The following is a 12,039-nucleotide window of genomic DNA, read 5'->3' on the forward strand; positions in this document are numbered from 1 at the left end:
GAGCAGAACTCCTCTTCGCCACCGGGTAGAAAACGTCATAACATCTTCCACTTACTGCGGCCCGCCAGCTTCACTTGAAGCGGCGGGCTGTTGTTTTTTTCGGAAGCAAACAGACAGGAAATCCGGCTGTGGATTGTAACTCGCAGCCACACTCATGGCTACACTATGCTCAAATCTATCCTGCCCGTTATGTTCTGCGCTGTTTCCGGCGTAAGCTGGGCCCAAACGTCCCCCAAGCCCGCCGAGGTAATGGTGGTGGGCTGCGACCATCTCAACCAGATTTACAAACCTGCCAAGCCTGCCACCGACGTGCTGACGCCTCAGGGTCAGCAGGAAATAAGCCGGTTCACGGCCGCCATTGCCCGGTTTCGCCCCGATATGTTGGTAGTGGAAATGCTGCCCGAGGAGCAGCCCCGCCTCGACAGCCTCTACGCCCTCTACCGGCAGGATAAGCTGGACCTAGCCGCGCTGCCCGGCGGCCGGAGCGAAGTGTACCAGGTAGCGTTTCGGCTGGGCAAGCAGCTGCAGCTGCCCCGGATTTACTGCGCCAATGCCCCGGGCGGCACGTCGCAGGGCATTTTACGCACCGGCCAGAACATTGAACTGTACCAGCAGGCCGGGGCGGAGCTGAGCAAAGTAGCCGGGGCCAAGCGGGCTGCGCTGGAAGATGGCAGCCTGCCGTTGTCCCGCTACTTGGCCACCCTCAACCAGCCCGAAATTTACAACCTGGTGTACCGGCTGCGCTACGTAACACCGGCCCGCGTCACCAACGGCCGCTTCACCAACCCTGACGCGGCCGTGGACACGGCCTTCATCAACCCGCGCTACATTGGGGCGGAGCTGATATCAGTGTTCAAGAACCGGGACTATAAAATCTACTCCAACATCGTGACGCAGGCGCTGCCGGTCCGGCCGCAGCGGGTGCTGGCCCTGTTTGGCGCGGCCCACATCGGCTCGTTGCAAAGCATCTTCGCCAGTGACCCGGAGTTTCGGGTGGTGGAGTCGCGGAAGTATCTGAAAAAGTAGGCAGCACATTCTGAACGCAGGTTGTGGGTAGCACGGCTGCTACGTGAGGGTGATGGTCAGAAAAGTGAAAGTTGCCGTATAGCCTTCCGGACTTAACTCCTCTGAAGACAATGGCAAAGAAAACCGTAGCGGAAATACTGGTTGATACCCTGGTGGCGGCCGGCGTGCGGCGCGTGTACGGCGTGGTGGGTGACTCGCTCAACGGCCTTACCGACGAAATCCGGAAGCGCGACAACATTGACTGGGTGCACGTGCGCAACGAGGAAGCCGGCGCGTTTGCCGCCGGGGCCGAGGCCCACCTCACCGGCTCCCTGGCCGTGTGCGCCGGCAGCTGTGGCCCCGGCAATACCCACCTCATCAACGGCCTCTACGACTGCCACCGCAGCCGGGTGCCCGTGCTGGCCATTGCAGCTCAGATTCCGAGCATCGAAATAGGTACCGGCTACTTCCAGGAAACCCACCCCGAAAACACCTTCAAAGAGTGCAGCGCCTACTGCGAGCTACTGGGTAACCCCGGTCAGGCCGTGCGCATGGTGGAGTCGGCGGTGCAAACGGCCCTTACGCAGCGTGGCGTGGCGGTGCTGGTGATTCCTGGTGACATCCAGTACGAGGAAACCGATGCCCCTGAGCCCCGGGTGCCGGCTCTGCGCAGCAAGGCTACGCTGGTGCCGGCTCCAGACGATTTGCGGGCCGCCGCCGATGTGCTCAATACCGCCGATAAAGTTACCATTCTGGCCGGGGCCGGGTGCGCCGAGGCCCACGCCGAGCTGCTGCAGGTGGCCGAAGCCCTGGGGGCTCCCGTGGTGCACGCTCTGCGCGGGAAAGAGTACGTGGAGGGCAACAACCCCTACGACGTGGGCATGAGCGGGCTGCTGGGCTTTACCTCCGGCTACGCAGCCATCATGGATGCCGATGCGCTGCTGATGCTGGGCACGGACTTTCCCTACACCCAGTTTCTGCCCCCGGAAACCCGCACGGTGCAGGTTGACCTGCGCGGGGAGCACATTGGCCGGCGCACCCGGGTGGAGGTGGGCCTGGTAGGCGACGTGGCCGCCACGCTGCAGGCCCTGTTGCCCATTCTCAACCACAAGCAGGACCGCCGCCACCTCGAAAAATCTCTGGACCATTACCGGGAAGCCCGCCAGGACCTGGACGAGCTGGCAACCGGCGAGGCCGGCGACACCAGCATGCACCCGCAATACGTAGCCCGCCTCCTGAACGAGCAGGCCGCCGAGGACGCCATTTTCACCTGCGACGTGGGCACGCCCACCATCTGGGCGGCCCGCTACCTGCGCATGAACGGCCGGCGGCGGCTGATTGGCTCCTTCAACCACGGCAGTATGGCCAACGCCATGCCCCAGGCCTTCGGAGCCCAGCTGGCCAGCCCCGGCCGGCAGGTAATTGCCCTGGCCGGTGATGGGGGCTTTGCCATGCTGATGGGCGAGATGCTGACGCTGAAACAGCTGAAAACACCCGTTAAAATCGTCATCTTCAATAACGCCAGTCTGGCCTTTGTGGAGCTGGAAATGAAAGCCGCCGGCATTCTGGAATACGGCACTGAGCTGGATAATCCCAATTTTGCGGCCCTGGCCGAAGCAGCCGGCGTGCGGGGTATCCGCGTTTCGGACCCCGCTGCACTACCTGCGGCCATTGCCGAAATGCTGGCTCACCCGGGCCCGGTAGTGCTGGATGCCGTGGTGAAGCGCACGGAGCTGTCGATGCCGCCCACCATTCAGGCCAGCCAGGTAAAAGGATTCAGCTTGTACGCCCTGAAAGCCATCATGAGCGGCCGCGGCGACGAAGTGCTGGAGTTGGCGAAAACCAATCTGCTGCGGTAAGGAAGCACTCAAAGAGTACGGTTTTAATGCTTTAGCAGAGCGCCGTTCCGAGCGGAGTGCAAGAATGACGAGTAGGGAAGCTGTTTACGAAGGCATTTAGGGCATGTGGACAGTTAACACAATGCACTACCAGAGAACGTCCTTCCTCGGCTTCGCTCGGAAGGACGTTCTTCTTATATGACTGACCACACAGCCTAGGAGGTCGTTGGAAATTAGCGGAACGCTATGCGCTGTCTGGTGTTCCGCTACTGCCCGAAGTCTCCTACTTGGGCAGTGTTTAGGAATTGTCATGCTTCGACAAGCTACGGCTGGCAGCAACTTCCTTTTTATAAATTCCTAAACGCTTCCAGCAATGAAAGGCTCCGAATGAACAAATAGGCCCGCTCAGGCTGTTATTTCCGGATAAACCTGTGCGGTGAACCCGCGCGGGTTGTGTTTATTTGCTCCTTCTGCTTCTCGCGGCTTCCGCTGCCGCCTGCTGATCCATGACCAACAAAGAAATAAAAGCCCTTATCTCCCTGCTCGACGACCCGGAAGTTGCCCCGCAGATTCAGGAGAAGATTCAGACTCTGGGCGAAACCATTATTCCGTTTCTGGAGGAAAGCTGGGAGGAAACCCTGGATTCCCAGCAGCAGCAGCGCCTGGAGGACCTGATCCATCATTTGCAGTTTGAGGGGTTGCAGCAGCGCCTGCGCGTGTGGCGCGACTCCGGCGGCGAAAACCTGCTGGAGGGCATGTGGCTGCTCAACAGCTACCAGTATCCCGACGCCGATTTTCAGGTGCTGAACCGGGCCATTGAGCAGTTGCGCTTTGAGGTGTGGACGCTGCTGCAACCCGAAATGCACCCCGCCGACCAGGTACAAACCCTGAACCATGTGCTCTTCCGCACGCACAAGTTTGCCGCCAACACCCAGAATTTCCATTCCCCAGCCAACTCCATGCTGCACCGGGTGCTGGAAACCCGCCGCGGCAATCCGCTCACGCTCTGCGTAATTTATCTGCTGGTGGCGCAGCGCCTGAAACTGCCGGTATTTGGTGTGAACCTGCCCAACCTGTTTGTGCTCACCTACCGTCTGGAGCCGCCTCTGGAGCCGTTTTATATAAACTGCTACAACCGGGGGCTGGTCCTCTCGCGCACTGATATTGAGCACTATATTGCCCAGCTCAACCTCACGCCCAACGAAATCTTTTTTGAGCCCTGCTCGCACCTGGATATTGTGCGCCGGGCCCTGCGCAACCTGCAGCTCAGCTTCGAGAAGCTGCAGGAACCCGCCAAAGCCGCCGAAGTGGGTCAGCTGCTGACCATCCTCACGGACGACGTGCAGACTGACAATCCCCAAGCCGCCCCCGACGAGGAGTAAGGTTGTGAGCCGCGTGTCGTTGCGCGGACGAAGGACGACGCAATCCGTCTTATTGTACACGCAAAACGCCCGAATATGCAAAGCCCCTGACGTGCATACATCAGGGGCTTTCGAGTAGGTCAGCGTTTTATACTTGGAGAAAGATGGATTGCGTCGTTCTTCGTCCGCGCAATAACACGCGGTCCAACCGACTTATTTCTGCTTAAAACTTCTTGATCAGGCAGCCAGCGGCGCGTCTGTCGGAGACGGTGGCGGGGCGGCCGGCCAGCAGGTTATCAAGCACCAGTTCCACGTATTTCTCCTTGGCGTAGGCTTCTACCTGGGGATTGTCGTCGATGGCACCCTTGTAGCGCACGGCAAATCCGTCACCCACGGGTTGTAGCACAACGGCCTCGGGGGTTTTGCTGGCTCCCAGCAGGGTGCTCACCTTCTGGCCTTCATCCGTGAGCAGGGGCAGGTCGGGTCCGGCCGTTTTCACCTTGAGCTTTTCGGCGTCGCCCGTGTCGGCGCTGGCCTCCAGGTTGATGGGGGTATTTACAAACAGAAACTGCACTCCTTTGGCGCTGTATTCCGTGCTTAGTGCGGCCAGACGGCTTTGGTAGAGCTTGGAAAAGGCGCAGGCGGGATTCAGGAACACCACTACCACGGCCTTGCTGCCAGCGTAGCTTTTCAGAGCCACTTCGGCATTGGAAGCATTTTTCAGGCTGAAATCCGCCACGGAACGGTTGCCCTGGGCACGGGCCACGCTAACAGCTACGGTACAGAACAGCAGGGCAGCAGCGGCAACTATGGAAATTCGGCGAAATGACATGGGCAGTGAAAGGGAAATGCGGCGGTGGTAAGCGGTGCAATACGACAGTAGCGGGGAAGAGGAGGTATTCCGTGTGCTTGAGTGGTACAAGCGGAACGACAAACCCACCAGTTCACCATTTCAGTATCTCACCAATGGTGTAAGTTAGGATGTAGTCGGGAGTTGGGCGCATATACTGGATCTGGTGTTGGCTGCGGGAGTTTTCGAGCAGCAGGTGTCCCGTCAGCACACCAGCCTCCCGCAGCTCAAACGGGCTGAGCAACAAGTGCTCTTTAAACACCAGGCCCCGGCGGCTATGCAGCTTGTATAACGTCTCCTTGGCGCTCCAATACAGACAATACTTCGATGCGTCGCTGCCGGCGTCGGCCAGCTCGGATTCCGCCAGAACCCGGTGGGCCAACTTTTTAGCTTTCGGGCGTATCATTTCAATATCTATGCCAACCCGCTCATGGGCGGAAAGCACCGCCGCTACCCACTCACCCGAGTGCGACAAAGAAATGCCGTAGGCAGGCAACTCCTGGAAGTAGGGCCGGCCGTTTTCATCGTTGTGCAGGGTGGCCGGGGCATCGTTCAGCTCCCGCAGCAGCTGGTGGGCCAGCACCCGGCCGGCCAGCCACTGCCGGGCCCGTAGCTCGTCGCGGCCCTGAGGAAAGCGGGCCAGGTAGTGGGCCTGCGCCGGCAGCTGGGCCCAAAGCGCCTCGGCTGGTTCCGTCAGGTGCCAGAGCCCCAGCACGGCCGTTTGGGAAAGAGGGGAGAGGGAGTGAAGGGGCAAAAGGCAAAGGAATGAAGGAGTGAATAAGTGAAGGTACTACCAGAACGTGTACCCTGGCGCGCAGCTCCGGTCGTCGTTGTTCTTGTACCCCGAAGCTGTGCTTCGGCCCGCGTCAGGGACTAAACTCATTATCTGGGTTGATTAGCCTCTCACGTGAGCCGAAGCACAGCTTCGGGGTACACGTTCTATCTTCGCGCAGTCATCTATTCCTGTTACCCTTGTCCACTCGCCCCCAGGTTCACAAAGCAGCTTCTCTCACCGGCCACCGCGACTGTGTGTACGCCCTGACCGGCATGGCCGGTGGTGAAACCGTGTTTTCGTCGGGGGCCGATGGGTTGGTGGTGGCCTGGCAGGCCGATGCGCCCGGGCAGGACGGCGAACTGCTGGCCCGGGTGGAAAACTCGGTGTATGCGCTACTGCATCTGCCGGAGCAGAACCTGCTGGTGCTTGGCCATAATTTTCAGGGCGTGCAGGTGCTGGACCTCGGTACTAAAACCCTGCTGCACGCTACGGCCCTGCCCCCGGTAGCCATTTTCGATGTGGTGTATTCTGAGGCCCGACAGCGCCTGTACGTGGCCCTGGCCGATGGCACCCTGGCCGTGCTGCGCGGCCCCGATTTTTCGGTGGAAACCCTGCTGCGCGTGTCCGACAAAAGCCTACGCTGCCTGGCTTTGCACGAGCAGCGCGGTGAGCTGGCCGTGGGTGGCTCCGACCATCTGGTGCGGGTGCTCGATGCCGACTCGCTGCGGGTGAGGAACGTGCTGGCCGGGGCTACCAACTCGGTGTTTACCTGCGCCTACTCGCCCGGGGGGCGCTACCTGCTCACGGCCGGCCGCGACGCCCACCTGCGCATCTGGGACGTGGCCGCCGGCTACCAGGAGCACCGCAGCATAGTGGCCCACATGTTCACCATCAACCACCTGGCCTTCTCGCCCGATGCCCGCCTGCTGGCTACCTGCAGCATGGACAAAAGCATCAAGCTCTGGGACGCCGAAACCTGGCAGCTGCTGCGGGTGGTGGACAAGGCCCGGCACGCCGGCCACGGCACCTCAGTAAACAAGTTATTTTGGCCGGGAAGCGGGAATAGGCTAGTTTCGTGTAGCGACGACCGTAGCCTGGTCGTTTGGCAGGTTGGTAGTGAGTAGCTGGTAGTTGGTAATAAGAAAGGGCAGCAAACACGTGCGGATGCTGGGCCTTGACCTGTATACCGCTACTGCCATGTCCTAGTCTCAATACCTGATACCTATTACTCAGTACCACAATGAAAATCACCGCCCTCGATATCCGGCAGAAAACCTTTGAAAAAGCCTTTCGCGGGTTGGATAAGGACGAAGTGCAGGCCTTTCTGCTAACTCTTTCCCAGCAGTGGGAGCGAATGGGCGACGAAAACCGGGAGCTGCGCCTCAAGCTCGACCACGCCACCCAGGAAGTGAGCAAGATGCGGGAGGTAGAAACCAGCCTCTACCGCACCCTCAAAACGGCCGAAGACACTGGCAACAGCATTACCGAGCAGGCCCAGCGCGACGCCCAGCTGCGCATCCGGGAAGCCCAGCTACAAGCCGAGCAGTTGCTGGCCGATGCCCGCCAGAAAGCCCGCACCGTGGTCGACGATGCCTACCAGCAGGCGGAGCGGACCGTGGCTGATATGCAGAAGGAGGTAAATGGTTTGGGCCAGGAATGCCAGCGGCTGGAAAGTATGCTGGACAGCCTCACCCGCGACCTGCACAACCTGGCCTCTGATGCCCTGGCCAAAGTGGAAAAAGCCCGCACCCGGCCAAAATCCAGCACGGCGGCCATCCTTTCCAAAGCGGCCAGCGTAAAAGTAAACCGCCCGCACCCTGCGGACGATTCACCCAAACCAGACGCCGCCATGTACGTTTCCACTGCTTCTTCTGCTGCTACCGCCACTGCTGTAGCGGGTAGTGTAGCTGCTTTTCGCGCCGGTACCCCCGAGGTAGCGGAGCGCCAGCCCATCGGCTACAACCCCAAGCCCGGCCAACAGCCTGACCCCAACCAACCCGAGCGGCCCGAGCCGGAAATTGAGCGGCCCGGTGCCCCCATTCCCGGGGCCCCCAACCCGGCCGTGCAGCCCGATATCCGTCCCGGTAGCCCCGACCGACCCGAAATTCCGCAGCCGGTGCCGCCTTCCCACCCCGGCCACTCGGACCAGCCTAACATGCAAGCTGAGGCCCTGGGGGAGAAATCCTTCTTTGATGAGATTTAACCGTACTGCCTGACTTCAGGTGGTCCAGTACATAAAGCCTGCCCGCTGGGGCGGGCTTTTTTGTTTCCTTTGCCGGTTGTACGCATCCGGGCGAGGAGCATTACTGCCTTACCCGTTCACCATTTTACCATTTTACCGCATGGGTCAGATTGCACTGGAAGGCATGGAGTTTTTCGCGTTTCACGGCTACTACGACGAGGAGCAGAAAATTGGGAACAAGTACGGCGTGGACCTCTACATCGACACCGATTTGCACGCCGCCGGGGCTTCTGACCAGCTGCGCGAAACCGTAAACTACGAGGTGCTGTACCGGGTAGTGGCCGAGGAAATGCTGGCACCAGCCCGCCTGCTGGAGCACCTGGGCCACCGGGTACTGGACCGGGTGCTGGAAGAGTTTCCGTATGTAAATGGGGTGCGCGTGAGCGTGTCGAAATTCAACCCACCCCTGGGCGGCATCTGCCACCGGGCCCGCGTAACGCTGGAGCGCCAACGGTAGCTACCCTAGGTATAATAGGCTAACAGCTGAGGGCCGTCGTTCTACCGAAGGAAGGTAGAATGGCGGCCCTTATTGCGTTTAGATGCTTACATTCAAGTAGATAAAATATTATACGAAATAAATCGTAGATATTTCTTGGATGTACGACAAGCTTCGTATATGTTTGATGTACGAACTGCTTCGTAGCTGGTTTTGCCTGGGGTATTCCGTGGTTTCCTGCGCGTAGGAGCTGGCCCAGGCAACGGTGGCGGGTGGTTCGGTAGTCCCATACAGTACCCTTTAGTTTGGTCCCATGAGTAAATCCCCCCTTCCGAAACCTACCGAATCGGAGCTGGAAATTCTGCAGGTGCTCTGGCAGCATGGCCCCAGCACCGTCCGCTTCGTGAACGACGAGCTGAACCGGCGCCGTGAAGTAGGCTACACCACCTCCCTGAAGCTACTGCAACTGATGCTGGACAAAGGGCTGGTGCTACGCGACGACGACAGCAAAACCCACGTGTACCGGGCCGCCGTGCGCGAAGAAGAAACCCAGGGCCTGCTGCTCGACCGATTCGTGGATTCCACCTTCGGCGGCTCGGCCATGAAGCTGGTAATGCAGGCCCTGGGCAACCGCCGCACCTCCCGCGAGGAGCTGGCCCAGATTCGCCGCCTGCTCAACGACATCGAAATTCAGAACGACACGACTCCACCCTCAACCGACGAAGCCCCATGAACTGGCTGGAAAACATGTTGCCCCCCGCGCTGGTGCGCGCCCTGGGCTGGACGCTGGTACACTCCCTGTGGCAGGGAGCCGTAGTGGCACTGGCATTGGCTGGCCTGCTGCTGCTGCTGCGCCGGCACCAGGCCGAAATCCGCTACCGGACGGCGGCAGCGGCTTTGCTGGTATTGCTTGCGCTGGCCAGCATCACATTCGCCCGCTACTATACCGCGGCTCCTGCGCTACATACGACCGTTGCGGGCTTCCGGGTAGGGGATGAGGCCGCCGTGCGGGCGGATGGGATTGTAACGACGGCCCCGGCCGAAGCCAACCATGCCGTAACCCCGCCAGCGGCGGCGGTAGCTCCGGCGGCCCCTACCGGTCTGCAAGCCTGGCTCACTTACTTCGATAACAACCTGCCCATTCTGGTAGCCGGCTGGCTGCTGGGGCTGCTGGCCATGACGCTCCGGTTGCTGGGCGGGCTGGCCTACGTGCAGCGCCTGCGCCGCTACCGGGTGCAGCCCCTGGCCGAGGAGTGGCAGCAGCGCCTCCGGACCCTGGCCGACAAAGCCGGCCTCCAGCAGCCGGTGCAGCTGCTGGAGTCGGCGCTGGTGCGGGTACCGGTAGTGGTGGGGCACCTGAGCCCCGTGATTCTGCTGCCGCTGGGCACCGTGACGGGGCTGAGCACGGCCTACCTGGAGGCCATTCTGGCCCACGAGCTGGCCCACGTGCAGCGCCGCGACTACCTCATGAACCTGGTGCAGTCGGTGGCCGAAACGTTGTTCTTCTACCACCCGGCCGTGTGGTTCGTGACGGCCTGCCTGCGCACGGAGCGCGAAAACTGCTGCGACGACGCCGCCACGGCCTTGGTGGGGGGAAACGCCCTCACGGTAGCCCGGGCCCTGGCCGCTCTGGCCGAGCTGACCACTGCGCCGGAACCCGCTGCACCCCGGCTGGCTATGTCGGCGCTGGGACCCGATGGCTCGGTACTGGGCCGCATCCGGCGGCTGGTGCAGGGCCGCACGGCGCCCACCTTCACGGAAGGCTTTATGGCCGCCTGCGTGGTGCTGAGTGGCCTGGTGCTGCTGACCTCCGCCGTGGCCATTGCCGACCCCCGGCCGGTGGGTGAGCAGTCCGTTGGCGGTGCTCTGAAACAACTACCCTTCCTGCAGCCGGAGCCCGATACAACGCAGAAGAAAGCAGCTGCGGAGCGGCTTGCCTCCAGCCTGGCGCCGGCAAATCCGGCAGGGCTGCCTCCCATTGCGGGCGAGGATGATTTGGCGGCTCTGAGTGCTGCCCCGGCCGCCGCGGCAGCTCCGGAAATGGTTCCCGCGGGGGCCTCTGCCAACTTTACGCTCCGCGCTGACGATGAGCAGGATGATGAGGGCAAGAAGCGCAAACGCACCCGCCAGCAGGTGGTAGTGGTGCCCGGCCCCAGCCGGAGCCGCCCCGGTACGGTGGTGATTGAGAAAGATAAGAAGGGCCGTATTACCAACCTCACGGTAGATGGGCAGCGGGTAGAAACGGCCTCGGCCGGCAAATCGAAGGCGAAGGGCAAGCAGGCCGCCAGCCAGGTGGAGGTAATTCAGCTGCAGGGTCGCCGCGGCGAATGGGCGAGCGGTCAGAACTTCAATTTCAACTTCGACGACAACTTCAACCGCAACTTCCACTTCCAAAGCCCCGGCCTGAGCCCAGCCGACGTGGCCCGCATTAAAGCCGATGCCCAGCGGGCCGCCGCCGATGCCCGCCGCCAGCTGCGCGAAAACCCGCAGTGGCGTATGCAGATGGAACGCAGCGCCGACGTGTGGACCGACCAGGCCATGAAGGCCCGCCTCCAGGGGCTGAAGGGGCGGCTGCAGGCTTTACAAGGGGCCGAAAGCGCCCTGCGCACCACTCTGGCCGACGAGGACTTGAATGAGGAGCAGCGGGAGCAGATCCGGGAGCAGCTGGAAAACATCCGGGAGGAGCAGCAGGATGCCCGGCAGGATTACAGGGATGACCTGCGCGACCAGCTGGAAGACGCGGACGGCGACAGCCGCAACGGCGGCGACGAGGAAGCGGCCCACCGCCGGGTAGAGGCCGAAATGCGCCGCCATGAGGCCGAGATGCACCGGCTGGAAGCCGAGATGCGCCGCCACGAAGCTACTCTGCGCCGCAATGAGGCCGAAGTACGCCGAAATGAGGCCGAGGTGCGCCGCTATGAAGCCGACACCCGCCGCCGCACTGCCGATGGCACTGAGGAGGCCCTACTACGGGAGCTACGTAAGGATGGCCTCATCAAAAGCACTAATAGCGTGCAGCTGAGCCTCACGGCCACGGCGCTTACCGTAAACGGAAAAAAGCAGCCGGCCACCGTGCGCGACAAATACCTGAAGCTGGTGGAAAAACAAACCGGCCGTAAGCTCACTAAGGGCTCATTTGTGCTAAACCGGCAAACTTCCGTCCGCACTACTACCGGGCGGGGAATGGCCGTACCACCAGCTCCGCCGGTGCCCCCCGTCGCGCCGCTGCCGCCGGCCGGGGCCGATGCTCCGCTGCCACCGGCACCCCCGCGCGTACCCCGCGCGCCCCGGCCTCCCCGCTTTAACTCCGACAACATTCGGGCGGAACTGCGCAAGGATGGCGTTCTTGGCGCCAATGAAAAAAACTTCCAGTTTCAGCTAAACGAAGAAGGCCTGACCGTAAATGGTAAAAAACAGTCGGCCGAACTGACGGAAAAGTACCGCCGGCTGCTGGATGAGCCGGATGCCAACGGCCGCAACGTGCGCCGGAACGTGCAGATTTCCATCAGTGAATAGCAACTGCAAAAACAAC

10 protein-coding genes are annotated in these 12,039 nt (G+C 61.5%); 8 read left to right on the forward strand and 2 right to left on the reverse strand.

All coding sequences use genetic code 11. The annotated features are described in order from the left end of the window. Positions 1-165 precede the first annotated feature (165 nt). From EI290_RS07210 to EI290_RS07220, 3 genes are all read left to right on the forward strand, one after another. Positions 166-1,026, forward strand: coding sequence for a DUF5694 domain-containing protein (locus EI290_RS07210; protein ID WP_125428167.1), 861 nt, complete (start codon positions 166-168; stop codon positions 1,024-1,026). Between the two features lie 110 nt (positions 1,027-1,136). Continuing rightward, positions 1,137-2,864 (forward strand): ubiquinone-dependent pyruvate dehydrogenase, encoded by a 1,728-nt coding sequence (gene poxB, locus EI290_RS07215; RefSeq protein WP_125428168.1) that lies wholly within the window; start codon positions 1,137-1,139, stop codon positions 2,862-2,864. Positions 2,865-3,349: 485 nt separating this feature from the next. Next, positions 3,350-4,225, forward strand: a complete 876-nt coding sequence (locus EI290_RS07220) for a transglutaminase-like domain-containing protein (RefSeq protein WP_125428170.1) — start codon at positions 3,350-3,352, stop codon at positions 4,223-4,225. A gap of 202 nt (positions 4,226-4,427) precedes the next feature. On the opposite strand, the gene EI290_RS07225 is transcribed toward EI290_RS07220, so the two are convergent. Beyond that, a complete protein-coding gene (locus tag EI290_RS07225) occupies positions 4,428-5,036 on the reverse strand; it encodes a redoxin domain-containing protein (protein WP_125428172.1) in 609 nt (202 codons plus the stop codon). A gap of 112 nt (positions 5,037-5,148) precedes the next feature. Next, positions 5,149-5,808, reverse strand: coding sequence for a 4'-phosphopantetheinyl transferase family protein (locus EI290_RS07230; protein WP_125428174.1), 660 nt, complete (start codon positions 5,806-5,808; stop codon positions 5,149-5,151). A gap of 218 nt (positions 5,809-6,026) precedes the next feature. Here EI290_RS07230 and EI290_RS07235 point away from each other — a divergent pair, with 218 nt between their 5' ends. From EI290_RS07235 to EI290_RS07255, 5 genes are all read left to right on the forward strand, one after another. Continuing rightward, on the forward strand, positions 6,027-6,953 hold the full coding sequence (locus tag EI290_RS07235; RefSeq protein WP_246008880.1) for a WD40 repeat domain-containing protein: 927 nt from the start codon (positions 6,027-6,029) through the stop codon (positions 6,951-6,953). Positions 6,954-7,069: 116 nt separating this feature from the next. Next, positions 7,070-8,032: a DivIVA domain-containing protein gene (locus EI290_RS07240; protein WP_125428176.1), complete on the forward strand. Its 963-nt coding sequence runs from the start codon at positions 7,070-7,072 to the stop codon at positions 8,030-8,032. Positions 8,033-8,171: 139 nt separating this feature from the next. Continuing rightward, the gene (gene folB, locus EI290_RS07245; RefSeq protein ID WP_125428178.1) at positions 8,172-8,528 is read left to right on the forward strand and encodes a dihydroneopterin aldolase; all 357 of its coding nucleotides are present in this window, start codon (positions 8,172-8,174) and stop codon (positions 8,526-8,528) included. Between the two features lie 292 nt (positions 8,529-8,820). Next, positions 8,821-9,240, forward strand: a complete 420-nt coding sequence (locus EI290_RS07250) for a BlaI/MecI/CopY family transcriptional regulator (protein WP_125428180.1) — start codon at positions 8,821-8,823, stop codon at positions 9,238-9,240. Further along, positions 9,237-12,023, forward strand: coding sequence for a M56 family metallopeptidase (locus EI290_RS07255; protein ID WP_125428182.1), 2,787 nt, complete (start codon positions 9,237-9,239; stop codon positions 12,021-12,023). Before EI290_RS07250 ends, EI290_RS07255 begins: the two co-directional genes overlap by 4 nt. The last annotated feature ends 16 nt before the right edge of the window (positions 12,024-12,039 follow it).

The organism is Hymenobacter metallilatus (assembly GCF_003944705.1).
Classification (GTDB): Bacteria; Bacteroidota; Bacteroidia; order Cytophagales; family Hymenobacteraceae; genus Hymenobacter; species Hymenobacter metallilatus.